Genomic DNA, 25487 nt, shown 5'->3' with positions numbered 1-25487 from the left:
TCCGGGGTGTGCGTGCGGAGACGGTGAAGGGGGCCCCGGGAACACGAAAGCGCCCCACCGTTGCGGTGAGGCGCCCGTACAGCTGTGCGGCTGTCCGTCGTTGTCGGTCGGTCAGCGGGGGCAGGGGGCCGCCCGGTCAGACCGCGCTCTTCTTGAGCCGACGGCGCTCGCGCTCGGAGAGGCCGCCCCAGATGCCGAAGCGCTCGTCATTGGCGAGCGCGTACTCCAGGCATTCCGAACGGACCTCGCAGGCGAGGCAGACCTTCTTGGCCTCGCGGGTCGAGCCGCCCTTCTCGGGGAAGAAGGACTCCGGGTCGGTCTGGGCACACAACGCGCGCTCCTGCCAACCGAGTTCCTCCTCGTCCTCCGCGATGCCGTCCCCGATCAACAGCTCAAAGAGCTCGCTCATGTGGCGCGCCTCCTCTGCCCCTACTTGGCGTCCCCGTGGTTGCCGTTGCCTCGTGCGGCTGACGACACGAGTGAAATTACAGTTGCGTCACTCTGGCCCAGTCAAGCCGAGCTCTGGTATTGGGGCCGGGATTCACTCCCTGGCACCAAGCCGTTACGAATAGTGTACATATCCGGACACATCGGACCTTCTGCCTCAAGGTCCTGAACAGCGCCGAACCATCCGCAACCATTCACCAGGTGACGCAGGGTCACCGCCACAGGCCGGTCATCGGCCTGCCTTCCCGGCGATCTTCCCATCGAAACATAGAGAGTGATGAATCACCCCATCAGGGCAAGATCCGGACTTAACCCACCCGAATGCCGCATCCTGCGGTTTGACACCGCCCCCGCGGATGCGGTCTCCTTTTCCCTATGTCAGAGTTCGCCAGCCCTCGGAGCGGTTCCACCCTCCGCCGTGCCGTGAACTTCTGTTGTCGCCTCTGTTCCTGCTGTATCTAGGCGCCCGCGTCCCACCGCGCGCCGCCCCCAGGAAGCACAGAGGCCGCCCGCGACTCCCGTCCCAGGACATCCCGGATCCGGCCGATCCCGACGAACCCGGCCGACTCCTCCGAGGACGACTCCCGTGCGCATGATCCGCATCCGCGAGCGGAACCGCGACCGCAACAAGCTCGCCCGCCGTGGCCCCGCCACCGTCCGTACCGCGACCGCCCGTACCGGCACCACCGCCGACGCCCGGACCCCCCGGTGGGCCGACGGCCTCAGCGACGTCTCCATCGCGGGCGACCCGCTCGCCTTCCCGCACCTGGCCCGCACCGACCTGCCCGCCCACCCCACCACCGTCGCCGGGTACGCCCGGCTGGTGCGTGAGATCGCCGCCGACCGCGACCGCTGGGAGCCGCTGGTCCGCTACGACGCGCTGACCCGCTGGTACGCCCGGCTGGAGACCGGCCCCGGCTACGAGGTCTGGCTGCTCAGCTGGCTGCCCGGCCAGGGCAGCGGCTTCCACGACCACGGCGAGTCCTCCGGCGTGATGAGCGTCGTCCGGGGCGAGCTGATCGAGCGCTCCCTCACCCACGCCGGCGACGGGGCCCGGGTGCTGCGGCCCGGCGGGCAGAGGGTGTTCTCCTCCGGCTACCTGCACGAGGTCGTCAACGGCGCCCTCGAACCCGCCGTCTCCATCCACCTCTACGCCCCCGGCCTGACCGAGATGAACCAGTACGGCGCCCCCGCCGTCCCCGAGCAGCACCCGGAGCAGCACCCCGGGCGGCAGGCGCCGGCCGGGTCGCACTGACCACGGGCTGACGGGCAGTCCGACCGTGGCAGGATGAGCCCCATGCGCATCGTGGCACTGGCAGGCGGAATCGGCGGAGCGCGCTTCCTGCGCGGACTCCGGGCGGCGGTCGGACCGCAGGACGAGATCACCGTCATCGGCAACACCGGTGACGACATCCACCTCTACGGCCTCAAGGTCTGCCCCGACCTCGACACCGTGATGTACACCCTCGGCGGCGGCATCCACGAGGAGCAGGGCTGGGGCCGGACCGACGAGACCTGGTCCATCAAGGCGGAGATGAAGGAGTACGGCGTCGGCCCCGAGTGGTTCGGGCTCGGCGACCGGGACTTCGCCACCCACCTGGTGCGCAGCCAGATGCTCACCGCCGGGTACAGCCTCAGCCAGGTCACCGAGGCGCTGTGCGTGCGCTGGAAGCCGGGCGTGCGGCTGCTGCCGATGAGTGACGACCGGGTCGAGACCCACGTGCGGATCACCGACGAGCAGGGCAGCCGGGCGATCCACTTCCAGGAGTACTGGGTCAGGCTGCACGCCGCCGTGGACGCCGAGGCGATCGTCCCGGTCGGCGCGGACACCGCCAAGCCCGCGCCGGGCGTGCTGGAGGCGATCGCCGAGGCGGACGTCATCCTGTTCCCGCCGTCCAACCCGGTGGTCTCGATCGGCACCATCCTCGCCGTCCCCGGCATCCGGGAGGCGGTCGCCGCCGCGGCCGCTCCGGTGGTCGGGCTCTCCCCGATCATCGGCGGGGCGCCGGTGCGCGGCATGGCCGACAAGGTGCTCGCCGCCGTCGGCGTCGAGGCCACGGCCGAGGCGGTCGCGCTGAACTACGGCTCGGAACTGATCGACGGCTGGCTGGTGGACACCGTCGACGAGGCCTCGGTGGCCGCCGTCGAGGCCGCCGGGATCGCCTGCCGGGCCGTCCCGCTGCTGATGACCGACGTCGAGGCCACCGCCGAGATGGCGCGTACGGCGCTCGCGCTGGTGGAGCAGGTGCGGAAGTGACGCTGGAGGTCATCGGCGTCGACGGGCTGCCCGAGGTCGCGGCCGGGGCGGACCTCGGCGAACTCGTCGCCAAGGCGGGGACGTACCGGGACGGCGACATCCTGCTGGTCACCTCGAAGATCGTCAGCAAGGCCGAGGGCCGGCTGCTGCACGCCGCCGACCGCGAGGCCGCGATCGACGCCGAGACCGTCCGACTGGTCGCCCGGCGCGGGCCGATCCGGATCGTGGAGAACCGCAACGGCTTCGTCATGGCCGCCGCCGGGGTCGACGCGTCCAACACCGCCCCCGGTACCGTGCTGCTGCTGCCCGAGGACCCGGACGCCTCCGCCCGGGCACTGCGGGCCCGGCTCCAGCAGCTCACCGGCGTCCGGCTCGCCGTCGTCGTCACCGACACCTTCGGACGGCCCTGGCGCAACGGGCTGACCGACGTGGCGATCGGCGCCGCCGGCCTCTCCGTCCTGGAGGACCACCGGGGCCGCACCGACAGCCACGGCAACGCGCTGGAGATGACGGTCACCGCGACCGCCGACGAACTCGCCGCCGCCGCCGACCTGGTCAAGGGCAAGGCCACCGGCGTCCCGGTGGCGGTCGTGCGCGGACTCGGCCACCTGGTCACCGCCGAGGACGGCGAGGGCGTGCGGCCGCTGGTCCGGCCCTCGGTGGACGACATGTTCCGGCTCGGCACCTCCGAGGCGCTGCGGCAGGCCGTCACCCTGCGGCGCACCGTCCGCTCCTTCACCGCCGAGCCGGTCGACCCGGCCGCCGTCCGGCGCGCCGTCGCCGCCGCCGTCACCGCGCCCGCCCCGCACCACACCACGCCGTGGCGGTTCGTGCTGCTGGAGTCCGCCGACACCCGGGTGCGGCTGCTCGACGCGATGCTCGCCGCCTGGCAGCGCGACCTGCGCGAACTCGACGGCTGGGACGAGGCGAGGATCGCCCGGCGCACCGCCCGCGGCAACGTCCTGCGGGACGCCCCGTACCTGATGGTGCCCTGCCTGGTGATGGACGGCTCGCACGACTACCCGGACCCGCGCCGGGCCGCCGCCGAACGGGAGATGTTCACCGTCGCCGCCGGCGCCGCCGTGCAGAACCTGCTGGTCGCGCTCACCGGCGAGGGCTACGGCTCCGCCTGGGTCTCGTCCACCATGTTCTGCCGCGACACGGTGCGGGAGGTGCTCGACCTCCCGGCGGGCTGGGACCCGATGGGGGCCGTCGCGGTGGGCCGGCCCGCGGAGCCGGCGAAGGCTCGGGGGGAGCGGGGGGCCGACGCGTTCGTCGTGGTGCGGTAGGGGTCAGAGGCCGCGGTAGATGTCCCGGCGGTTGCCGACGTGGACGACGAGGATCAGCAGCTCATCGCCGCGGATCTGGTAGACCACGCGGAAGTCACCCACGCGGAGCCGGTACAGGCCGTCGTTGCCGGTCAGCTTCTTGACGTCGGGCCCCACGGCGAACGGGTCGTCCCCCAGCGCGGTGAGTGCCGTGAGGATGCGCATCGCCTCGAGCCGGCCGATCGCGCGCAGCTGGCGTCGGGCGTGCGAGGTGAATCCGAAGGCGTACTTCACGCGGCGCTCCCGGCGGAGTCCGTCGGCGGGCCGAACAGGTCCACCAGCAGCTCGGCCATGGTGACGGTCGGCTCGTCCAGGTGCTTCCGCGCCTCACGGGCCAGGAGTTCGTCCTCTGCCTCCTCTATGGCATCGAGGATCTCGATCGGCACGACCGCTCCGACACGCTCGCCCTTGCGCGTGATCACGGTGATCTCGCCGGCCTCGGCCCGGCTGACGACCTCGGCGAGGTGGGCGCGGGCTTCACGGATGCTCAGTGCGTCAGTCATGCCTCGAGCGTACACAGGGATGTGTACACCGCGCGGGGGTTCGCGGTCAGCGGTGGCGGTGGTCGTTGGGGGTCAGGCGGGGGCCGTAGCGGGGGGCGTGGGTGCCGGTGGCCAGGAGGAGGCGGCAGACGCGGTGGCGTTGGGGGCGGTAGGGCTCCAGCAGGGCGAGCATCTGGGCGTCGTCGCTGCGGGGGCGGCCGGCCAGGGCCCAGCCGACGAGGTTGGGGAGGTGGAAGTCCCCGACCGAGACCGCGTCCGCGTCGCCGTTGCTGCGCTGCAGGGTTTCGGCGGCCGTCCAGATTCCGATGCCCGGGACGGCGGTGAGGCGGGCGAAGGACTCCTCGTGGCCCATCGCCGAGGCCTCCTCCAGCCGCGGCGCCAGCCGGACGGCGCGCATGACCGTCGCGGAGCGCTTCGGGTCCACGCCCGCCCGGTGCCACTCCCAGCTCGGCACCAGCGCCCACTCGCGGGCGGACGGCGCCACCCGCATGCCCTCGGCCGGGCCCGGTGCCGGGGTGCCGAAGTCCCGCAGCAGGGTGCGCCAGGCGCGGTAGGCCTCGTCGGTGGTGACCTTCTGCTCCAGGATCGCCGGGACCAGCGACTCCAGCACCAGCCCCGTCCTGGCCAGCCGGACCCCGGCGGTACGGCGCTGGGCGTCCCGCAGCGGGCCGGGCGGCAGCACCAGCGACTCCGGGGCGTCCTGGGCGCCGAGCAGGGTGGGGAGGCGGTCGAGCAGCCAGTCCGCGCCCGGGCCCCAGGCGCTCGCCTCTACCTCGCCGGCGGCCGGGCGCGGCAGCACCCGCAGGGTGCCGATGCCGGCCGGGGTGCGGGAGGCCCGCCAGACGGCGCCGTCCCCGGTGCTGCGGTAGGCCGGGTCGGCCGGGCCGCGGCGCAGCGGGAGCAGGGTGCGGGCGACGTCCAGCGGGAAGCCCGGACGCCAGCGCCGTACTGCTTCCACTGCCGTCGCCTCCCGCGTCGCCTCCGGATATGAACGATACGCGGGAGGCCGGACAGGCCGGGTGGACGGCGGACGGGCACGGGGTCAGCCGGTCTGGAGGGCGGCCGCGGCGGCTCGCAGGTCGGGGAGGCGGGCGTAGAGGGCGGCGCCGGGGCATTCGGTGGCGACGCCGTCGCGGTGGCCGGAGACGGCGTCGAAGTCGACGACGGTGCCCTTGGGGTAGCGGCTGGCGTCCGAGCCGGAGGTGAGCTGGGTCCGGCCGTCGGCGGGCTGGCCGGTGAGGCCGAGCTTCCAGGCGGCGAGGGCGGCGAGGCCGTCTAGGAGGGGGCCGGGCGGCTGGTCGCCGTCGTAGGTGCCGATCGCGGCGACCCCGGTGGAGTCGGTGTTGAAGCCGAGGGTGTGGGCGCCGTGGACGGGCAGGTCGACGCCGCCGGCCCGGCCCTCGTAGACGGTGCCGCAGCGGTCGACCAGGAAGTTGTAGCCGATGTCCCGCCAGCCGTTGGTCTTCACGTGGTAGACGTAGATCGCCCGGATCACCCGGGGTGCGTCGGCGCAGGCGTAGTCGGTGGCGGTGGCGGTGTGGTGGACGAAGACCTCGCGGACCGGGCCGGTGTACTCGAACTCCTGGTCGCGCAGTGACTCGTCGGCGCCCCAGCCGGCCCGGGTGACGATCCCCGGGCGCGGGGCCTGGCCGCCGGCCGACCCGGCGGTCGGCCTCGACGGCGGCTCGACGGACGGCGGCGTCGTCGGCCCACCGGACGGCGGCTTCGGCGGCTCGACGGACGGCGGCGTCGTCGGCCCACCGGACGGCGGCTCGACGGGCGGTTCCGCGGGCAGGGTCCGTACGGCGGTCGAGGGTGCGCCCCGCCCCGGGTCGACCAGGTCGAGCCGCAGCCCGGGCGGCACTCCGGCGGGCCCGGGCCTGACCTCGACCGCGACGCCGTCGCTGCGGCCGGTCCACAGCGGGGCGGTGGCGCCGTGCGCCGCGTCGTCGGGGCCGTCCGAGGCCTCGGTCTCCAGGCGGTGCCAGCCGCTCCAGCGGCCGGTGGCCGCGTCCCGGGTGCGGACCCGGACCACCGCGTCGGCGAGCGCCCGCGTCGGGCCGTCCCAGCCGAGGCCGAGGAGTTCGAAGGGTTCGGTGCCGCGTGGGGCGAGGACGGCCCCGGCGGGCAGCGGCAGCGTGGTGGTCGAGCCGCCACCGGCGAAGTCGTGGCGCTGCGGGGCCGGCGAGGGGGTCGCGGTGGCGGCGGGCTGGAGGAGCAGGGCGGCGGTGCAGCCGGCGAGCAGGGCGGCCGGGAGCGAGCGGCGCGCGGCCGTGGTTGAGAGGCGCATAGTCCGGATCGTCGCCGCAAACCCGCCCGCCCGCCACGCCGCTGCGCGCCCGTTCGGCCGCCCCTCCCGGCCGCCCACCCGAAGGCCGTAGGCTGGGGCGCACCATGACTGCGCCTTTCGCTGCCGATGCCCGCACCCCCGTCGAGCTGCTGCACGCATTCCTGCGCGGCGGCACCCCTTCGGTCGATCCCGCGGCCCCGATGGTCACCTTCTACGACGACGCCACCGGCGAACGGGTGGAGCTGTCCGCCCGGACCTTCGACAACTGGGTGGCCAAGACCGCCAACCTCCTCCAGGACGAGCTGAACGCCGGCCCCGGCGACCGGGCGGCGCTGCTGCTGCCCGCCCACTGGCAGAGCGCCGTCTGGCTGCTGGCCTGCTGGTCGGTCGGGGTGGCGGCGGTGCCGGGCGGCGACCCGGCCGCCGCCGACCTGGTGGTCAGCGGCCCGGACGGGCTGGAGTCCGCCCAGGCCTGCGAGGGCGAGCGGGTCGCGCTCGCCCTGCGGCCGCTCGGCGGCCGCTTCCCGCAGCGTCCGGACGGCTTCCTCGACTACGCCGCCGAGGTGCCCGGCCAGGGCGACCGCTTCGCGCCGTACTCCCCCGTCGCCCCGGACGGGCAGGCGCTGGAGACCGTGGTGGACGGGCTGCCGCTGAAGCTGACGGGCGAGCAGACCGTGGCGCTGGCCCGGGAGGGCGCGGCGCGGCTCGGCCTGAAGCCCGGTGACCGCGTCCTGTCCACCCTCTCGTACGACGACTGGACCGGTCTGGAGGCCGGTCTGCTGGCGCCGCTGGCGGCCGGCGCCTCGGTGGTGCTCTGCCGCAACTCGCAGGCGCTGGACGCCGGGCAGTGGGAGAAGCGGGTGGAATCCGAACGGGTGACACTGCGCCTCGGCTGACCCCCGGGGCGGCCCCGGCGGGTAGGGATCCCGGCCATGGCCGAGGACGACACCGAGCACCCCCCGACCGCCACTCCCCCGACGAACGACCCCGGGCGGGACGGTCCGCCCACGGGCCCGCCTCCGGGCGGGACCGGACGCCCGCGCAGGCGCCGGCGGTGGCTGATGATCACCGCCGGCGCCGTCGCGTTCCTGCTGGTCGCCACCGGGGCCCTGCTCTGGATCGCCTACCGCACGCTGGACGGCAACATCCGCACCGACTCGGCCACCGACCGGCTGCTCGCCAAACTGGAGGCCGAGCGCCCGAGCCGCACCGCCGGGGCCCGGGGCGCCCAGAACATCCTGCTGATCGGCAGCGACGACCGCTCCGGCGCGAACGGCTCGTACGGCGGTGAGGCGGGCACCCAGCGCTCGGACACCACGATCCTGCTGCACGTGGCCGCCGACCGGAAGCACGCGACGGCGGTCTCCGTCCCGCGCGACGTCATGGTCACCGTGCCCGCCTGCGAGCAGCCGGACGGCTCCCGCAGCAGGCCGGCGCTGATGCAGTTCAACCGGGCCTTCGAGACGGGCGGCCCGGCCTGCTCGATCCGGACCGTCGAGCAGCTGAGCGGCATCCGGATCGACCACTACGTGATCCTCGACTTCAGCGGCTTCAAGCGGATGGTGGACACCATCGGCGGGGTCGAGGTGTGCGTGCCGCAGCCGATCCACGACAAGGACGCCAAGCTCGACCTGCCCGCCGGCCGGCAGACCCTGCACGGCGAGCAGGCGCTCGGCTACGTCCGGGCCCGGGAGAGCCTGGGCGACGGCAGCGACACCCAGCGCATGGGCCGCCAGCAGCAGTTCCTGGCCGCGCTGGTCCGCAAGGTGCAGTCGCAGGGTGTGCTGCTGAACCCGGCGAAGCTGTGGCCGGTGCTGGACGCCGCGACGTCCTCCGTCCGGGCCGACGGCGCGCTGTCCTCGCTCGGCGCGCTGTACGACCTCACCCAGGACCTGCGCGGCGTCCCCTCGGCGGACGTGGTCCTGCTGACCGCGCCGCGCCGCCCGTACCGCTACGACTCGGACCGGGACGAGTTCGTGCAGCCGCAGACCGGCCAGCTGTTCGCGGCGCTGCGGGACGACCGGCCGGTCGCCGTCCGGCCGCCCGGGTCCGCGCCCTCGCCGGGCCGCGGGCCCGGCGCGATCCCCACCGCGTCGGCGGGCCCCCGGCCGGGTGCCGGGACCGCCCCGACGGGCGGGGTGGCGGCGGTGGCGAAGGCGTCGCCCTCGGCGGGCGCCTCTCCCACCTTCGAGGGACGCACCGCCGACGTGGACGCCTGCGCCCCGCACTGAGCCGGCCTCCCCCGACCACCCCGGCCGACCCGCGCGGTCGCCGCCGGCCGCTCCGGTCGTTTCCGCAATTGCTCGGCCACGAGCGGTATTTGCCTCCGCGCTGCCGGAACATGGCGGAGATCACACCGGGAACGACTGCCCCGCGCGGCTCGTCTAGTGTGTCCGGATCGGTCCGTCCGTACGGGTGGTCCGCAGCCGTGACCGGTCGAAGCTAGGGGACCCCCGTGCACGAGGAGCAACCGGAAGCCGGCCGGTACCGGGTGGAGCCCGCGCCGGGCGTCCCCCGGCAGCGCCGCCGGGCTGCCGAGACGCCTGCGGCACCGGCCCCGGAGGGCCGTCGGGACAGTCGGCGGCGGGCGGCCGCGATCGCCAGGCGCAGCCGGCGCCGGCGGGCCCTCAAGTGGACGGCCGGGGCGGGCGCCCTGGTGATGGTGGCGGGCTGCGGCGGGGCATACTACCTGTACCGGCACTTCAACGACAACCTGACCTCGGTCAAGGTCCAGCTCGGCGACGAGTCCGAGCGGCCCCCGGCCGCCGGGGACGCGCTGAACATCCTGGTGATCGGCACGGACAGCCGGGAGGGCCTCGGGCGGGAGTACGGCGACGAGGGCAGCACCGGGCACGCCGACACCACGCTGCTGTTCCACATCGCCAAGGACCGCTCCAACGCGACCGTGGTCAGCCTCCCGCGCGACCTGATGGTGCCGATCCCGGAGTGCCAGAACGCCCAGGGGAAGAGGATCCCGGGCTCGGCGCGGTCCGAGTTCAACAACAGCCTCGGCCAGGAGGGGCGCGACGCGGGCTGCACCTGGAAGACCGTCGAGAAGACCACCGGGATCCGGGTCGACCACTTCGTCCAGGTCAACTTCGAGGCGGTGAAGACCCTTTCCACCGCGGTCGGCGGGGTCGAGGTCTGCGCGGCCAAGGACATCAACGACTCCGGGTCCCACCTGAAGATGACCAAGGGGCGGCACGTCGTGCAGGGCGACGAGGCGCTGGCCTTCGTCCGCACCCGGCACGCGGTCGGCCAGGGCGGCGACCTCACCCGGATCCCGCTCCAGCAGCAGTTCATCAGCTCGATGATCCGCAAGATCAAGAGCGACGACACCCTGACCAGCCCCACCAAGCTCTACAAGCTCGCGGACGCCGCCACCAAGGCGCTGACCGTGGACTCCGGCATCGGCAGCGTGGACAAGCTCAAGGACCTCGCGCTGGACATCAGCAAGGTGGACACCAAGAACATCACCTTCACCACCGCGCCCGTCCTGGACGACCCCAAGGACGAGAACCGGGTGATCCTCAAGCAGCCGGACGCCGGGCGGCTGTTCGCGATGGTCGCGGCCGACCGCTCGCTGACCGAGACCGCCGCCCCGCCCGCCCCCGAGGCGCCGGCCACCGGAGCCGCGGCCGCGCCGCCGGCCCCGGCCGCCACCGCCCCGACCACCCCGGCCGCCACCGCCGAGGCCGCCGACACCAAGGGCGTCCAGCTGACGGTGCGCAACGGCAGCGGCAAGCGCGGGCAGTCCGGGCCGACCGTGGAGAAGCTCCGGGCGAAGGGCTTCGCCAAGGCAGCGGTGGGCAGCGACGCCACGCCCGCCGCGACCACCACGGTGGCCTACCCGGCCGGCCTGGAGGCCGAGGCGAACGCGCTGGCGGCCGCCCTCGGCCTGCCCGGTGACGCCCTCCGCCCGGCCGCGAAGTCGGACCCGAAGGGCGGGCTGCTGCTGGTGCTCGGCAAGGACGTGCTGGACGCCGCCCCCACCACCGCGCCGGCGGTGCCCACCGAGGCGCCCGAGGACCTCCAGCGGGTGCAGGCGGACGACACCGACGTCTGCGCCAAGTAGCCGCGGGGCAGGAGGGTTCCGCCCTCCTCGCGGTACCGCCCGACGGTCCGGGAGCACGGCCGGCGGCCGTCCCCGGCGGGCCGCGGCCCGTTCGCCGGCCCGGCGCCGGCCGCGGCCCGTTCGCAGGAGTTCGCGACAGGCCCGATCCGGGGCGCACCCGACCCGCCGTCAACTGCCGCCGCGCGCACCGCCGGCAGCGGTGCGGAAACGAATCAGCCGGCCTTCGAGAGCACGTCCTTGGAGGACGGGCCGACACTGGCGATCACTCTTCGGGCCAGCGAGCGCGGTGAGGTCAGGAAGCCGAAGCCCCAGCTGAGGTGCATGGTCGCGAGGGCCACCGGCAGCAGCACCCTGGCCCTGAACGACAGGCCGCGGCCCTCGACCGCCGCGCCGCCGAGGATGCCCAGCAGGTAGGCGCCGGGCACCGCGAGGAAGGCCGGGTGGACGGCGGCGCCGAGCACCAGCCCGACGGTGACCGCCGCCAGCGCGGCCGGGGGGGCGAGGTAGCGCAGGTTGACCGAGCCGCGGTGGTAGCGGGTGACCACCCGGCGCCAGCGGCCGTAGTCCTTGTACTGCTTGGCGAGCGCCCGCACCGAGGGGCGGGGCCGGTACGTCACCTTGAGCTGCGGGGTGAACCAGACCAGGCCGCCGTCCTGGCGGATCCGGTAGTTCAGCTCCCAGTCCTGGGCTCGGATGAACTCCTCGTTGTAGCCGCCGAGCTTCTCCAGCACCTCGCGCCGGAACACCCCGAGGTAGACGGTGTCCGCCGGGCCGGCCAGGCCGCCGGTGTGGAAGGCCGCGTTCCCGACGCCGATCTTGGAGGTCATCGCGGCGGCGACCGCGTTCTCCCACTCGGTCTCGCCCTCGGCGTACATGATGCCGCCGACATTGGCCGCGTCCATCTCGCCGAGCAGCCGGACCGCCGTGGTGATGTAGCCGGGAGTGAGCAGGCCGTGGCCGTCCACGCGCACGATTATGGGGTGCCGGGAGCCCCGGATCGCGGCGTTCAGCCCGGCCGGCGTCCGGCCGGTGGGGTTCGCCACCGTCCGCACCCGCGGGTCCTCCGCCACCAGCTCGGCCGCGATCTCCGCGGTGCGGTCGGTGGAGGGACCGAGGGCGATCACCACCTCCATCGGCCCGGGGTACTCCTGGTCCAGGATGCGCCGGACCGCCGTGCGCAGGTGACGTTCCTCGTTGAGCACCGGCATGATCACGGAAACAGCCGGCAGCTCCTCAGCAGCCTTGGTGTTCATCGGGGCCAACCGTACCGGTGCGGACGTGTCCCCGTCTTGTCCCGGTCTGGGCGGCCCGGGGCGCCTCGCGGCGCGGCACCGGTCCTGTGATCAAGGACACCGTACTACCCCTTACGCGCAGGCCGGAAGCGGTGTGGATCCGGTGCCGGTCCGGGGCGGATTCAGAGTGCGTAGTGGGCCACGGTGAAGACCGCGTACCCGGTCAGCGCGAGCCGGTTCACCAGGTGCTGGGGGCCGCCCAGCCGGTCCGGCAGGGCCTGCGCCGGACGCAGGTCGGGCCGGTGGGCGGCGGTGGCGACGGTCCGGGCCAGCGCCACCGGGTCGTACCGGCCGCCGAAGAAGGCGGCCAGCCGGACCGTCGGACGGCTGAAGAAGGAGAACTCCCGGCCGCCGTGCAGCCGGATGGTGAGCAGGTCGCGGTGCACCGCCGCCGCGGAGATCTCCGCCCACCGGTAGCTGCGGGTGCGCAGCGCGGTGGCCACCCGCAGGCCGTCGCGGTCGGCCACCAGCTGCCAGGACAGCGTCTGGGCGCAGGCGAGGATGGCCAGCGAGCCGATCCACAGCGGGCGCAGCAGCCCCTCCCACCAGCCGTCGTCGTCGAGCAGCACGACGGCGGCGGCGACCACCAGCGCCGCCAGCGGTCCGGCCGCCGCCCGCAGCGGCAGCGGCATCTCCCAGCGGCGGGCGGCCAGCGGCTCGGCCTCCGGCCCGGCCTCGGGGGCGGCGGCGACGGCCTCGGCGGTCAGCGCGGCGACGGCCTGGTCGCGCTCCCGGTAGCGCCCCGAGCGCCGGCCGAAGCGCGGGGCCCGGGCGGCGGGGGCGACGACGGCCGCCACCCAGTGCGGGTCGCCGTCCAGCACGCCGGGGCGGACGAGGAGCTGGCGGTCGGGGCCGTCCGGGCCGACGTACAGCACGGCGGGCACGCTGCGGCCGGCCCGGGCCAGCCGCTCGGCGGCCTCGGCCGGGGTCACGCGGTCGTACGGCTCCTCGTCCTCCGGCTCGTCCTCGTCGTGGTCGAGCGGCGGTTCGGGGTAGTCGGCGTCCTCGTCCTCGGTCGCCAGGTGTTCGGGTACCCAGGCGGCGGCCTCGCCGTCCGGGGCGGCGTGCCGGGCCCAGCGGTAGCGGTCGCGCTCGACCAGCCGCCAGAGCCCGGGGCCGTCCGGCGGACCGTCCAGCGGCAGCACCAGCAGGTCGCCGCGGGCGTCGGCGCGCACCCGTACGGCGAGCGCGGGGGCGGCGCCGACGAAGGCGGGCCCGGTCCGGCGGGCGCTCGCGACGGCGGCCGAGCCGAGCAGCACCAGGCCGGGCAGGGCGATCAGACCGCCGGCGCTCAGCTGGCCGGAGACGTCGTAGTCGTCGCCCAGGGCGCGCACCGCGTCGCCGTCCACCAGCAGCGGGACGGGCTCGCCGGGCTGGGGGCGGCGCTGCCACCGGACGTCCAGGGCGGCGGTGCGCTCGGGGCCGCCGCCGGGCGGCTGGAAGCGGACGGTCAGCACGCCGTCCCGGTCGCTCCCCTCGGCGGTGCCGGTCACCCGGGTGGCCCGCTCGGCGGCGGAGGAGGCCCGGGCCTGCGCCCAGAGGCCGTACACCGGGAAGGCCGCGGCGACCACCAGCAGCAGGACGCCGAGGGCGCGGCGCAGCACGGGCGGGCCGTCCCGGTGGACGGGCGAGGGCGCGTCGGCGGCGGTCCACGGGTAGGGGACGGGCGGGGCCATCAGCTCGTCCAGCTGCTGGCGGGCGCGGCGGCGGCCGGCCTCGGCGCCGAGCAGGACGGCGGTGAGCAGGCCGTGGACCAGCACCGCCGACCAGCGGGCGACCGGGGTGACCAGGCCTCCGGGCAGGTACCAGAGCAGCGCCAGGACGACCGGCGGGACGAGCACCCGGACGCGGGCCCTGGTGGCCAGCAGGACGATCTCGGCCAGCACCGACCAGCCGGCCAGCCCCGAGCCCCAGGTGTCCCGGCAGACGTTCTGGACGTTGCAGCGGCTCACGTCCGGCTCCACCGCACCGGCCAGGAGCACGAACCCGAGCGGGACCAGTGCGAGCCGGCGGCCGTCCAGCCGCCAGGCGGTCCGGGCGGCGCGCCAGCGGGCGGCGGCGGCGCTGGTGAGGGGCGCGGCGCTGGGCAGGGGCGGGGCGTCCGAGGGGAACATCGGACGATCATCTCAGCACCCCGGAAACGGAGCGCCTGCCCGGCGGAGGTCCCCGGCGGAGGCCTCCGGCGGCGGTGCGGAAAGGCGCAGGGGCCGGGTGCTGTGCGCACCCGGCCCCTGTCCCCCGTTCCCCCCTGCCCGACGCCCCCCGACGCCGGGTCAGTCCGTCGCGATGGCCGCGAGGACGTTCATCCGTCCGGCCCGGAAGGCCGGGACGAGCGCGGCGAACAGGCCGATCAGCACCGAGGCGGCCAGCGTGACCGCCACCGTGACGGTCGGGACGGAGAGCGTCCCGAGGCCCTGCTCCCGCAGCACCCGCTGGGCGGTGACACCCCAGGCCAGGCCCAGCCCGGTGCCGAGGACCGCGCCGAACACCGCGATCACCACGGACTCCAGCCGGATCATCCGGCGCAGCTGGCGGCGGGAGAGCCCGATCGCCCGCAGCAGGCCGATCTCGCGGGTCCGCTCGACCACCGACAGCGCCAGGGTGTTGACCACGCCGAGCACCGCGACCGTGATGGACAGCGCGACCAGCCCGTAGATCAGGTACAGCAGGGTGTTGATCTGGGACTGGGCGAGCTCCTTGTAGCCGGCCCGGTCCTTGATGGTCAGCTGCGGGTACTCCTTCAGCGCGTCCTCGATCGCGGCCAGCGTCCGCTCGACGTCGGCGCCCCGGGCCGCCTTGGCGAAGAAGGTCCACACCGGCGGCTGCTCGGCGGCCGGGACGGCCTTCTCCATGGTGTCCACGGCCACGAAGGAGGCGTCGCCGAACAGCCCGCCCCGGCCGAAGACCGCGCCCACCGGCACCGCCTGGGTGCGGCCCTGGCCGTACTCGACAGTGACCTGGTCGCCGACCTTCAGGCCGTGGTCCTTGGCGAAGGCGGCGCCGATCCCCAGCGAGCCGCGCTGGATCGAGTCCGCCGCCCCGGAGTCGACGGTCGGCCGGAAGTCGCTGCCGAAGAAGGTCGGCGGCACGGCGGTCAGGTCGGTCCTGGCCGTCCGCCCGTCCGGCAGCCGGACCTTGGCGGCGAAGAACCGCTGGGTGGTGACGTGGTCGATGCCCGGGGTCCGCCGGACCGCGTCGATCATCTCCGGGGTGACGGCGGTGCGGCCGCCGGAGACGATGTAGTCCGCGCCCACCGACTTGTCGATCTGGGCGCTGGTCGAGGTGACGGCCGAGGAGCTGAACACCGCGGAGGCGATCACCAGCGCCAGGCCGATCATCAGCGCGGCGGCGGTGGCGCCGGTGCGGCGCGGGTTGCGCATCGCGTTGCGCTGGGCCAGCCTGCCGGACGGGCCGAACAGCGCCGGCAGCAGCGCGCCGAGCACCCGGACGACGGCCGAGACCAGCAGCGGGCCGAGCACCACGAAGCCGACCAGGGTGACCACCACGCCGAGGCCGAGGTACCGGCCGCCGGTGGCCGCCTTCTCCGCGCCCGCGCCGAGCACCAGCAGCGCGCCGCCGCCCGCCGTCAGCAGCAGGCCGAGAACGGTGCGGACGAGGTTGGCCCGCGACTCCGCCGGGGTGCCGTGGTCGCGCAGCGCGGCCATCGGCGAGATCCGGCTCGCCCGGCGGGCCGGGAACCAGGCCGCGAGCAGGGTGACCACGATGCCCAGCGCGTACCCGGCGACGAACACGTCCGGCCCGATCCGCAGGTCGGCCGCCTTGAGGTCCATGCCGATCGCGCTCATCAGCCTGATCAGGCCGACCGCCACGCCCAGGCCGGCCGCGACCCCGAGGGTCGAGCCGAGCACGCCCAGGATCAGCGCCTCGACCAGCACCGAGCGGTTGACCTGCCGCCGGCTGCCGCCGACGGCGCGCAGCAGGCCGATCTCCCGGGTGCGCTGGGCGACCAGCATCGAGAAGGTGTTGACGATCAGGAAGGCGCCGACGATCGCCGAGACGAAGGCGAAGCCGAGCATCGCGTACTTCATGAAGCCGAGGCCCTTGCCGACCTGCTCGCTGCGGTCGGCCTTCTGCTCGGCCGCCGTCTTCACCTGGTACCCGCCGCCGAGCGCGGCCAGCGCGTCCGCCTTGAGCCGGTCGTTGCCCCGGCTGCCGTCGCCGTACGCCTCGACGGTGCTGAAGGCCTCCTCGCCGAGCAGCACCCGCTGGGCGGTCGGGGTGTCCAGGAAGGCGAGCGCCGCTCCCGGATTGGTGGTGGTGAAGGTGCCGATGCCGACGATGGTGAAGTCGTGCCTGCCGAGCGGGTTCTCGACCCGGAGCCGGTCGCCGAGGCCCAGCTTGGCCTTCTTCACGGTGTCGGCGTCCAGCACCAGCTCGGTCGGGCCCCGCGGGGCGTGACCGGAGGTGATCTTCACCGGGTTGCTCGGGGTGTCGGTCCAGTTGCCGGCCAGGGTGGGCGCGCCGGTGGTCGGGCCGACCAGCTTGTTGGTGGCCGGGTTGACCAGGACGGCGTTCTCGACCATGACCTGGCCGACCGCGTTCCTCACCCCGGGCAGCGCGGCGAGCTGCCGCTCCAGCGCGACCGGGAGGGTCGGCGGCTTGACGGCGGCCTGCTGCTCCTGGTCCTCGGTCGGCTTGGGCGGCTGGACCGAGACGTCCGAGGCGGTCGCGGCGAAGAGCTTGTCGAAGGTGCCGGTGGCGGTGTTCGAGAAGACGAGGGTGCCGGAGACGAAGGCCACCGACAGCACGACGGCGATGAGCGAGAGCGCCATCCGGCCCTTGTGGGCGAAGAAGCTCCGCAGTGAGGTCTTGAGCAGCATGGTGGTGTCGGCCCGCCGCTCAGCTGGTGCGCTTGCCGTCGAAGCGGCGCATGCGTTCGAGGACGGAGTCGGCGGTGGGCGCGTGCATCTCGTCGACGATCACGCCGTCGGCGAGGAAGAGCACGCGGTCCGCGTAGCCGGCGGCGACCGGGTCGTGGGTCACCATCACGATGGTCTGGCCCAGCTCGTCCACCGAGCGGCGCAGGAAGGTCAGCACCTCGGCGCCGGAGCGGGAGTCCAGGTTCCCGGTGGGCTCGTCGCCGAAGATGATCTCGGGGCGGGCGGCCAGCGCCCGGGCCACCGCGACGCGCTGCTGCTGGCCGCCGGAGAGCTGGGCGGGGCGGTGCCGGAGCCGGCCGGACAGGCCGACCGTCTCCACCACCTGGTCCAGCCAGGCCCGGTCGGGCCTGCGCCCGGCGATGTCCATCGGCAGCGTGATGTTCTCCAGCGCGGTCAGGGTCGGGAGCAGGTTGAACGCCTGGAAGATGAAGCCGATCTTGTCCCGCCGGAGCCTGGTGAGCTGCTTGTCCCTGAGGCCGGTGATCTCGGTGTCGCCGATCCAGATCCGCCCGGAGCTGACCGTGTCGAGGCCCGCCAGGCAGTGCATCAGGGTGGACTTGCCCGAGCCCGAGGGGCCCATGATCGCGGTGAACCGGCCGCGCTGGATGTCGACGTCGACCGCGTCCAGCGCGGTCACCCTGGTCTCGCCCGCGCCGTACGCCTTGGTGACCTGACGGGCCGACGCGGCGACGGCGGACGCTCCGCCGGGAAGCTGGGGGTCGTACACGGCTGCTGCCGTCGTCACAGGACTCTCCTAAGGAAGATGCGCTCACCCGTTGGCCCCCAGCCTCACGGGCCCGCCCGCCGCGCGACATGGCGCGGGCGGTAGTCCTCGACCGGGAGTTGTCTCCACCCTCCCGGTGGACCTGGCCACCGGACCCGACGGAACCGGGCCGCTTCCTGGCGGGTGGGGATGTGTGAACCACGTTAGGAGTCGTCGGCGGAGGGCTCGTCATCCGCCGGAATGAAGCCGCCCAACCAGGGTTCTACGGGGCACCGGGCGGCTCCCCCTAGGGGTCGCCGCGGCCCGTCTCGGGGACGCCCCGTACGGGCCGCGGCGACGGTCCGTCAGCCCGCCAGCGCGGGCGCGGCCCGCCGCTCCAGGGCCGTGGCGAAGCCCTCCACCACCGGGGCCAGCAGCGCTTCGGTCGCGCGCTCCACCAGGGTCGTCCCGTCCTCCCGGACGGTGATGTGGCGGTCGAGCACGAACCAGCCCTGGGTGATGTGGCCGGCGCCCATCGAGCTGAGCACCGGGCGCAGCGCGTAGTCCACCGCGAGGACGTGCGCGGGCGAGCCGCCGGTGGCGAGCGGCAGCACGGTCTTGCCGGCCAGCGCGTGCTGCGGGAGGACGTCCAGCAGGGCCTTCAGCAGGCCCGAGTAGGCGGCCTTGTAGACGGGGGTGCCGATGACCACGCCGTCGGCGCGGGCGAACAGCTCGGTGACGGCGACGATGCCGGGGTGGTCGAAGTCGCCCGACAGCAGCGCGTGCGCGGGCAGGCCGCGGGCCTCGAAGGGGACGACCTGGTGGCCGCGCTCCGCCAGCCGCGCGTCGACGTGGCGCAGCAGGCGGGTGGTGCGGGAGGTGGCGGACGGGGAGCCGGAAACGGACAGGACGACGGCCATGGGTTCACCTCTGGCTGGAAGCGGGGCGGCGCGGTGCGGCGGCGGGGAGGGAGCCGCGGTGGGGAGGCCGGTACCGGGAGCGGTGCCGGGGGGCGGCACCGGGGGCGCTACGTCGGCGGACGTGCGGGGAGTGCGGGGACTCGACGGGCGGCGCGCGTCAGCCGCGACAGAGCGAACAGGCCACACCGCGCCGCAGGTCGACGTGCCGCCGACGCGTGAGTGCCCAACGCTGGTCCATGCCCGGAATGCAAGCACGCGGCGTTCGAGCTGGTCAAGAAACGTTTCAGCAGCTGGAACACCGGATGTCCGGACGTTGCGGCGGAACGATCCGGTACGTGCATCAAAACTGCTACAAGAGGCCCGGCGGGCACCCCGGGGGGAGTCAGCCCGACCGGGGTCGGGCATCCTCGTCGGCATGAACACGTGGCAGGAGGGCCGCCCGGGGGGCGGCGGGAACCCGTACGGCGGCAACGGTGGAGGCGGCTCGGCCGAGCCGCCGCTGCCGTCCTCGCTGAACCCGCGCGGGCCGGGGGCACCCGCGCCACGGCAGCCGCACCACCCGGCGCAGCCGGGGCACCAGGGGTACCCCGGGCAGTCCGGACACCCGGGACAGCCGGGGCCGTCCCGGCTCGGCGGCGTCCCGCCGCAGGGGCCCGGCGCCCCCGGTGCCCGCCCCGGCGGTCCCGGTGGCCCTGGTGGTCCCGGCGGCTCCCGCCCGGCCGGTCCCCCGGCGGCCCGGCGCTGGCCGCGCCGGCGGATCGTGAAGTGGTCGGTCTTCGGCGTGCTGATCGCCGTCATGGTGACCGCCGTCTCCACCTGGTTCTGGGCGGACTCCAAGATCAACCACGAGAACGTGCTCGCCGACTACCCCGGCCGCCCGGCCGCGGGCAAGGGCACCAACTGGCTGATCGTCGGCTCCGACAGCCGCCAGGGCCTCACCGACGCCGAGCAGGACGACCTGCACACCGGGCACGACACCGAGGGCAAGCGCAGCGACTCGATGATGATCCTGCACGTCGGGGACAACGGGAACACCCTGATGAGCATCCCGCGCGACTCCTGGGTGCCGATCCCCGAGCACCCGGGCGCCAACGGCAAGCCGGTCAAGGGCACCACCGCGAAGATCAACTCGGCCTTCGGCAACGGCGGCGGCCGGCTGCTGGTCCAGACCGTCGAGCAGAACACCGGCCTGCGGATCGACCACTACGCCGAGATCGGCTTCGGCGGCTTCGTCGGCATCGTCGACTCGATCGGCGGCGTCGAGATGCACATCGACCAGGACATCAAGGACAAGGACTCCGGCCTCGACCTCAAGGCCGGCGACCAGACCCTCAGCGGCAAGCAGGCCCTGGCCTTCGTCCGCCAGCGCCACCAGATGGCCGACCAGGACCTCGGCCGGATGCGCAACCAGCAGAAGTTCCTCGGCGCCCTGGCCCACCAGGCCGCCTCCCCGGGCAACCTGCTGAACCCGTTCACCTTCTACCCGCTGGTCGACGCGGGGCTCGGCACCCTGATCGTCGACGAGGACTGCGGACTGACCGACCTCGGCTCGCTCTTCCTCGCCATGAAGGACGTCAACGGCGGCAGCGGCAAGTCGGTGACCGTGCCGATCGGCAACCCGGACTTCCGGACCAAGACCGGCGAGTCCGCCGTGCTGTGGGACGCCAAGCAGTCCAAGCAGCTCTTCGACGCCTTCCGGAACGACACCCCGGTGCCGGAGTCCAAGTAGTCCGCCACTTCCCGTGACCGCGCCACCACAATGGGTGGATGTCCCTCGTCACCGCACTGATCCGCCGCCGTCGCCACCGCCTCCTGGGCCGCCTGGTCCAGGAGGCGCTCGCGCTCTACGGGATGGAGGTGCCCGCCGCCTGCGAGATCGGGCCCGGGCTGCTCGTCTTCCACCGCGGCTTCGGCACCGTGCTGCACCCGTACACCACCCTGGGCGCCGGCGTGACGCTCTACAACGGCGTGACCATCGGCCGGGCCGACCCCTGGGTGCCGCAGGAGGAGAGCGCGATGCGGCGGGTGGTGGTCGAGGACGGCGCGGTGCTGTGCGCGGGCGCCAAGGTGGTGTGCAAGGAGGGTGTGCTGACCGTCGGCGCGGGCACCGTCGTCGGGGCCAACGCGGTGCTCACCCGCTCGACCGGGCCCGGCGAGATCTGGGCCGGCGTTCCGGCCCGCAGGGTGGGCCTGCGGGCGGGCGACTGGGGGCGGCCCTCGCCGGTGCCGGCCCAGCCGGCCGCGAGCCCCTCCTGAACCGCCCCCACGGCCGGCCGCGGGACCGGACGTACGGCCGTGGCGTACCGCTGTGAGGTACCGCCGGGCGGGTACGGCTAGACGTACGGCAGAAGGCCGGTACCGCACTCCGGGAAGCGGACCAGCCACTCCCCCTCACCGCCGGCCGCCTCGGTGGCACCCGAGAAACCGTAGTGGATCGGCTGCTCCTCGCCGCTCAGCCACCGCGCGTGGGTCAGCTGCACCGACAGCGAGGCCGGGCGGTGCGGGGCGACGGCCGGGACGGGCGGGGCGGGCTGCTCCAGCACCAGTTCGTGCTCGGTCTCGCCGGGCCGGAAGGTCACCACGGTCTCGGTGCCGGGGCGGCGCGGGAAGCCGCCCGCCGGGTCCGTCCAGTACGCGGCGACCATCACCGCGAGGGTGCCGTCCAGGCTGCCGGTCTCCGGCCGTACGTACTCCTCGTCCGCGACCCAGCGGGCGTGGTGGCGGACCTCCTCCGGGCCCCACCGCTCGTCCCAGCGCACCCAGTAGCCCGCCACGCGCTTGACGGTCATGCCCTCGCGGACGACCCGGACGGCGAACCGCGCGGGGGCGACCGGCTCGCAGCCGCCCAGGGAGACCACCGTCACCTGTTCGTAGGTCACCTCGCCGTCGTCGGCGCCCTGCTCCATCATCGGTCAACCACCTTGCCGCAGAGTCGAGTTCGGCCGCGGTCGGGCCGCGTCCGAAGTCGAGCGTAGGGCCCCGGCGAAGCAGGGCGACAGGATTGCCCGGTTCCGGCCCGGAGGGCGGCGCTCCGGGATACCCTGCCCGCCGCACCGCACCGCACCGCGCCCGGTCGCCGAAGCCGGAGCGGGAGCAGAAGCGGGAGCGAACGGGTACGAAACCGCCCCGGAGCGGGAGGCCGGAAGATCCGACGTCCCGCTCCGGGGCGGTGTGTGCCAGGTGGCGGCGGTGACTACTCGACCACGCCGGACTTGGCGATGGTGACCTTGGCCGAGGTGCGGCCGCTCTGCGAGCCGAGGCCCTCGATCTTCTTCACGACGTCCATGCCCTCGACGACCTCGCCGAAGACGACGTGCTTGCCGTCCAGCCAGTCGGTGACGATGGTGGTGATGAAGAACTGCGAGCCGTTGGTGTTGCGGCCGGCGTTGGCCATCGACAGCAGGCCCGGGCGGGTGTGCTTGATCTGGAAGTTCTCGTCCGCGAACTTCTCGCCGTAGATGCTCTTGCCGCCGGTGCCGTTGTGGTTGGTGAAGTCACCGCCCTGGAGCATGAAGGCGGGGATCACGCGGTGGAAGCCGGAGCCCTCGTAGCCGAAGCCGTTCTGGCCGGTGGCCAGCTCGCGGAAGTTGCGGGCGGTCTGCGGAACGACGTCGTCGTACAGCTTGAAGACGATCCGGCCGGCCGGCTCGTCGTTGACCGTGATGTCGAAGAAAACGTTGGAAGACATGCAGGGATGATGGCACGATCATCTGCCCGACGCTCGGTACCCCCGGTCGGGCGAGTTCGGACGCGGCTGTGTTATCCGGCCGCTCGGCCCGGGCATGTCGTCCGGTTCACACCCCCGAGCGGGGCCGGGGAAGCTACCATCGATGCCGGCTTCAGGCCTTGGCGCGGGACGACCAGGATGACCGGGACGGTGGGGTGGACGGCATGCGGATCGGCGAACTGGCCCGGCGGACGGGCGTGAGCGAGCGCTCGCTGCGCTACTACGAGCAGCAGGGCCTGCTGGCCGCCCGCCGCACCGAGGGCGGCCACCGGGAGTACCCGGAGGCCGCCGTCGACCGGGTCGTGCACATCCAGGAGCTGTTCGCGGCCGGCCTGCACAGCCGCACCATCTACAAGATCCTCCCCTGCATGCGGGACTCCGACGGCAGCCCGAGCGAGATCGCCACCCCGCTGCTGGTCGACGAGCTCACCGCCGAGCGCGAGCGGATCGACCGGACGATCAGCGACCTGCTGCGCTCCCGCGAGGTGCTGGACGAGGTGATCGCGGCCGCCTCCGGGCAGCCGCCGGCCGCCTCCGAGGCCGCCTGAGGGCCGCCCGAGGGCCGCTCGGGGCCCGCCGGGGGCTCAGCCCTTCGGCTTGCGGGCCAGCAGGTAGGCCTGCGGGGTCTTCTCGTCCCCCTCCGGCTCGCGGACCGTACGGGAGGTGACCGGCAGACCGGCCTCCCGGGCCAGCTCCTCGACCTGCTCCGGCCGCAGCCGGCGGAAGTCCAGCGACACCGGGCGGCCGAACGGCCGCTCCAGGTGCAGGGGCCGTTCGCCGACCTGGAAGGCGAGCATCAGGTGGCCGCCGGGGGCGAGCACCCGGGCGAACTCGGCGAACACCTCGGGGAGCCGCTCCGACGGGGTGTGGATGATCGAGTACCAGGCCACCACACCGGTCAACTCCCCGTCCCCGAAGGGGAGGTCGAACATCGAGCCGACGCTGAACGGCACCTCCGGGTGGGCCTGCCGGGCCAGCTCGACCATCCGCGGGGAGAGGTCGATCCCGTGCACGTCCAGGCCGAGCCGGTGCAGCGGGCCGGTCATCCGGCCCGGACCGCAGCCGACTTCGGCCGTCCTGGCGTCCGGCCGCTCGGCGCGGACCAGGTCGGCGAAGAGCGCCAGCATCGCCCGGTCCATCGGCATCCCGCCCAGCGCGTCCCGGTAGCGGTCGGCGTACTCGGCGGCGATGGCGTCGTAGAACACCCTGGTCTCGGCGAGGAAGTCCGGCTCGGTCATGGTCCGGGACCCTACCCGGCGGCCGCCGCCGGCGGCACCGGTCGCGCGGACCGGCCCGGGGGCGGGAGACGGGCGGCGCCGCCGCTCAGCCGAGCGGCGGGAGGTCCAGCTCGGCGACGGTCTGGTCCCCGCTCAGCTCCCCGGTCGGGCGGAAGCCCAGACGGGCGTAGAACCCCTCCGGGCCGTCCGGGCCGGGGACGTAGCTGACCGTCGCACGGGTGCCGCCGCGGCGGCGGACCTCCTCGCAGACCTGCTCGACGGCGAAGCGGCCGTAGCCGCCGCGCTGCTGCCCGGCGTCGATCAGCAGCCGCCACAGGCCGGAGCGCGGGCGGTCGCCGGGGCGGTCCGGGTAGAAGGTGATGTCGAAGAAGGCCATCACGAAGCCGACCGGCCGCTCGCCGTCCAGGATCAGCCGGGGCCAGGCGGTCTCCCCGTACGCGTACGCCTCGGCCAGCGACTTCACCACCGGCGCGACCAGGCCCTCCTGGTCGGGGCGGACCCGCAGGGCGAGGGCGGCATCGACGTTCTCGGGGGTGACGGGGGCCAGGCTGAGCTCGGCGGGCGTGATCGACATGGCGGGCAGCCTACGGAGCACGGCCGCCCGCCGTCGCGTGCTTTTCCGCCCGGCGGCGGGCCCGGGGGTCGCCCCGACGGCGGGCCGCCCCGCCGGGAGGCCGCTACTCGCCGGCCGGGAAGTCGGTGCCGCGGCCGACCTCCGCCCACTCCTCGGCCTCCTGCCGCGCCGCTTCGAGGGTGCCGAGGACGCCGTCCACCGCGTCGCTGCCGAGCGCCAGCCGCAGCGGGGTCCGCTCGGCGGCCAGCGCGGCCAGGATCGCCCCGGCGGCCCGCGCCGGGTCCCCGGGCTGCTTGCCGTCGGTGTCCGGCAGCCCGGTGCGGACCGGGGAGACCACCGGCTCGTACGCCTCGATCGGGGTGGAGTGGGCGAGCGCGCCGCCGCCCGCGAAGCCGGTCCGGAACGCGCCGGGCTCGACGATCAGCACCTTGATCCCGAAGCCGGCCACCTCCTTGGCCAGCGCCTCGGACAGCCCCTCCAGGGCGAACTTGGTGGCCGAGTAGGCGCCCACCCCGGGGAAGCTGAAGCGGCCGCCCATGCTGCTCATCTGCACCACCGCGCCCGAGCCCTGGGCCCGCAGGTGCGGCAGCACGGCCCGGGTGAGCGCGGCCGGGCCGAAGAAGTGCAGCTCCATCAGGTCCCGCAGTTCGCGGTCGGTGGACTCCTCGACGGCGCCGATCAGTCCGCGCCCGGCGTTGTTCACCAGGACGTCGATCCGGCCGTGCCGTCGCACCGTCTCCTCGACGACGGCCGGGATCCGCTCCTGGTCGGTGACGTCCAGCTCGACCGGGAACAGCCGGTCCGGGTGCGCGGCGGCCAGGTCCGCCAGCGTCCCGGGGCGCCGGGCGGCGGCCACCACGGTGTCGCCGGCCGCCAGCGCGGCCTCGGCGATCGCCCGGCCGAAGCCGGAGTTGGCGCCGGTGACCAGCCAGACCCGGCCGGCGGGGTGCTGCTCGGAGGTGTTTCCCATGATCGTCGATATCCCGCAATCGTCGTGCCTCGGCAACGAATTGACGATCATTTATGACACCGGCGCGGGCGCCGCGTCCAGGACGGTTCGACGCCGGACGACATACGGCCCCCGACCGCGGAAGGGCGGTCGGGGGCCGTGGACGTACGTCGTCGCAGGTGACGGACTACGGGAGGTTGCGGGCCATCACGATCCGCTGGACCTGGTTGGTGCCCTCGTAGATCTGCGTGATCTTCGCGTCCCGCATCATCCGCTCCACCGG

General features: G+C 74.4%; 25 protein-coding genes. 9 read left to right on the top strand and 16 right to left on the bottom strand.

Annotated features, from left to right (window positions below; all coding sequences use genetic code 11):
• Positions 1–136: 136 nt before the first annotated feature.
• Entirely contained in the window at positions 137–409 is a 273-nt protein-coding gene (locus ACFY0X_RS35850; RefSeq protein WP_030062195.1) for a WhiB family transcriptional regulator, read from the bottom strand.
• A 624-nt stretch (positions 410–1033) separates the two neighbouring features.
• Here ACFY0X_RS35850 and ACFY0X_RS35845 point away from each other — a divergent pair.
• Genes ACFY0X_RS35845 through ACFY0X_RS35835 form a run of 3 tightly spaced genes read left to right on the top strand, consistent with a single transcriptional unit; the run spans position 1034 to position 3993 of the window.
• Positions 1034–1702 carry a cysteine dioxygenase gene (locus ACFY0X_RS35845; RefSeq protein ID WP_387760710.1) on the top strand — a complete coding sequence of 223 codons (669 nt, stop codon included), beginning with the start codon at positions 1034–1036 and terminating at the stop codon, positions 1700–1702.
• Between the two features lie 42 nt (positions 1703–1744).
• Entirely contained in the window at positions 1745–2704 is a 960-nt protein-coding gene (cofD, locus tag ACFY0X_RS35840; protein WP_387760709.1) for a 2-phospho-L-lactate transferase, read from the top strand.
• Positions 2701–3993, top strand: coding sequence for a coenzyme F420-0:L-glutamate ligase (locus ACFY0X_RS35835; RefSeq protein ID WP_387760708.1), 1293 nt, complete (start codon positions 2701–2703; stop codon positions 3991–3993). Before cofD ends, ACFY0X_RS35835 begins: the two co-directional genes overlap by 4 nt.
• A gap of 3 nt (positions 3994–3996) precedes the next feature.
• On the opposite strand, the gene ACFY0X_RS35830 is transcribed toward ACFY0X_RS35835, so the two are convergent.
• The 4 genes from ACFY0X_RS35830 to ACFY0X_RS35815 all read right to left on the bottom strand — a co-directional run bounded on the left by ACFY0X_RS35830 (position 3997) and on the right by ACFY0X_RS35815 (position 6825).
• Complete coding sequence (locus ACFY0X_RS35830) at positions 3997–4266, bottom strand: type II toxin-antitoxin system RelE/ParE family toxin (protein WP_387760707.1); 270 nt, start codon at positions 4264–4266, stop codon at positions 3997–3999.
• Positions 4263–4535 (bottom strand): type II toxin-antitoxin system Phd/YefM family antitoxin, encoded by a 273-nt coding sequence (locus tag ACFY0X_RS35825; protein WP_387760706.1) that lies wholly within the window; start codon positions 4533–4535, stop codon positions 4263–4265. Before ACFY0X_RS35825 ends, ACFY0X_RS35830 begins: the two co-directional genes overlap by 4 nt.
• Positions 4536–4581: 46 nt before the next feature.
• Positions 4582–5493, bottom strand: coding sequence for a DNA-3-methyladenine glycosylase family protein (locus ACFY0X_RS35820; protein WP_387760705.1), 912 nt, complete (start codon positions 5491–5493; stop codon positions 4582–4584).
• Positions 5494–5577: 84 nt separating this feature from the next.
• Complete coding sequence (locus ACFY0X_RS35815) at positions 5578–6825, bottom strand: peptidoglycan recognition protein (protein WP_387760704.1); 1248 nt, start codon at positions 6823–6825, stop codon at positions 5578–5580.
• 104 nt (positions 6826–6929) lie between these two features.
• Here ACFY0X_RS35815 and ACFY0X_RS35810 point away from each other — a divergent pair, with 104 nt between their 5' ends.
• The 3 genes from ACFY0X_RS35810 to ACFY0X_RS35800 all read left to right on the top strand — a co-directional run bounded on the left by ACFY0X_RS35810 (position 6930) and on the right by ACFY0X_RS35800 (position 10900).
• Positions 6930–7721 (top strand): TIGR03089 family protein, encoded by a 792-nt coding sequence (locus tag ACFY0X_RS35810; RefSeq protein ID WP_387760703.1) that lies wholly within the window; start codon positions 6930–6932, stop codon positions 7719–7721.
• 165 nt (positions 7722–7886) lie between these two features.
• Entirely contained in the window at positions 7887–9056 is a 1170-nt protein-coding gene (locus ACFY0X_RS35805) for an LCP family protein (RefSeq protein ID WP_387760702.1), read from the top strand.
• A gap of 224 nt (positions 9057–9280) precedes the next feature.
• Entirely contained in the window at positions 9281–10900 is a 1620-nt protein-coding gene (locus ACFY0X_RS35800; RefSeq protein WP_387760701.1) for an LCP family protein, read from the top strand.
• Positions 10901–11112: 212 nt separating this feature from the next.
• Here the strand turns inward: ACFY0X_RS35800 and ACFY0X_RS35795 are convergent, their stop codons facing one another.
• From ACFY0X_RS35795 to ssuE, 5 genes are all read right to left on the bottom strand, one after another.
• Positions 11113–12153, bottom strand: a complete 1041-nt coding sequence (locus tag ACFY0X_RS35795; protein WP_387760700.1) for a glycosyltransferase family 2 protein — start codon at positions 12151–12153, stop codon at positions 11113–11115.
• 161 nt (positions 12154–12314) lie between these two features.
• Positions 12315–14306: a hypothetical protein gene (locus ACFY0X_RS35790; RefSeq protein WP_387760699.1), complete on the bottom strand. Its 1992-nt coding sequence runs from the start codon at positions 14304–14306 to the stop codon at positions 12315–12317.
• A gap of 159 nt (positions 14307–14465) precedes the next feature.
• Entirely contained in the window at positions 14466–17033 is a 2568-nt protein-coding gene (locus ACFY0X_RS35785; protein ID WP_387760698.1) for an ABC transporter permease, read from the bottom strand.
• Between the two features lie 19 nt (positions 17034–17052).
• Positions 17053–17838, bottom strand: coding sequence for an ABC transporter ATP-binding protein (locus tag ACFY0X_RS35780; protein WP_387760697.1), 786 nt, complete (start codon positions 17836–17838; stop codon positions 17053–17055).
• Between the two features lie 323 nt (positions 17839–18161).
• Entirely contained in the window at positions 18162–18716 is a 555-nt protein-coding gene (gene ssuE / locus ACFY0X_RS35775; protein ID WP_387760696.1) for an NADPH-dependent FMN reductase, read from the bottom strand.
• A gap of 415 nt (positions 18717–19131) precedes the next feature.
• On the opposite strand from ssuE, the gene ACFY0X_RS35770 reads away from it, so the two are divergent.
• Complete coding sequence (locus tag ACFY0X_RS35770; protein WP_387760695.1) at positions 19132–20445, top strand: LCP family protein; 1314 nt, start codon at positions 19132–19134, stop codon at positions 20443–20445.
• Between the two features lie 38 nt (positions 20446–20483).
• Complete coding sequence (locus ACFY0X_RS35765; protein ID WP_387760694.1) at positions 20484–20972, top strand: hypothetical protein; 489 nt, start codon at positions 20484–20486, stop codon at positions 20970–20972.
• 77 nt (positions 20973–21049) lie between these two features.
• Here the strand turns inward: ACFY0X_RS35765 and ACFY0X_RS35760 are convergent, their stop codons facing one another.
• Entirely contained in the window at positions 21050–21625 is a 576-nt protein-coding gene (locus ACFY0X_RS35760) for a hypothetical protein (RefSeq protein ID WP_387760693.1), read from the bottom strand.
• Positions 21626–21909: 284 nt separating this feature from the next.
• Positions 21910–22404: a peptidylprolyl isomerase gene (locus ACFY0X_RS35755; RefSeq protein ID WP_387760692.1), complete on the bottom strand. Its 495-nt coding sequence runs from the start codon at positions 22402–22404 to the stop codon at positions 21910–21912.
• A 203-nt stretch (positions 22405–22607) separates the two neighbouring features.
• Between ACFY0X_RS35755 and ACFY0X_RS35750 the strand changes: the two genes are divergently transcribed.
• Positions 22608–22991, top strand: coding sequence for a MerR family transcriptional regulator (locus ACFY0X_RS35750; RefSeq protein ID WP_387760691.1), 384 nt, complete (start codon positions 22608–22610; stop codon positions 22989–22991).
• A 36-nt stretch (positions 22992–23027) separates the two neighbouring features.
• Here ACFY0X_RS35750 and ACFY0X_RS35745 read toward each other — a convergent pair whose 3' ends face one another.
• The 4 genes from ACFY0X_RS35745 to ACFY0X_RS35730 form a co-directional block, all read right to left on the bottom strand.
• Positions 23028–23681, bottom strand: coding sequence for a class I SAM-dependent methyltransferase (locus tag ACFY0X_RS35745; protein ID WP_387760690.1), 654 nt, complete (start codon positions 23679–23681; stop codon positions 23028–23030).
• An 85-nt stretch (positions 23682–23766) separates the two neighbouring features.
• Positions 23767–24255, bottom strand: coding sequence for a GNAT family N-acetyltransferase (locus ACFY0X_RS35740; protein ID WP_387760689.1), 489 nt, complete (start codon positions 24253–24255; stop codon positions 23767–23769).
• A 103-nt stretch (positions 24256–24358) separates the two neighbouring features.
• Complete coding sequence (locus ACFY0X_RS35735) at positions 24359–25225, bottom strand: oxidoreductase (RefSeq protein WP_387760688.1); 867 nt, start codon at positions 25223–25225, stop codon at positions 24359–24361.
• 166 nt (positions 25226–25391) lie between these two features.
• On the bottom strand, positions 25392–25487 hold a 96-nt coding region (locus tag ACFY0X_RS35730; protein ID WP_157849844.1), incomplete at its 5' end, for an acyl-CoA dehydrogenase family protein.

Source organism: Kitasatospora sp. NPDC001547, assembly GCF_042894165.1.
GTDB lineage: Bacteria > Actinomycetota > Actinomycetes > Streptomycetales > Streptomycetaceae > Kitasatospora.
The sequence above is the reverse complement of the archived record's forward strand: the minus strand, read 5'-3'. Positions and strand labels throughout refer to the sequence as shown.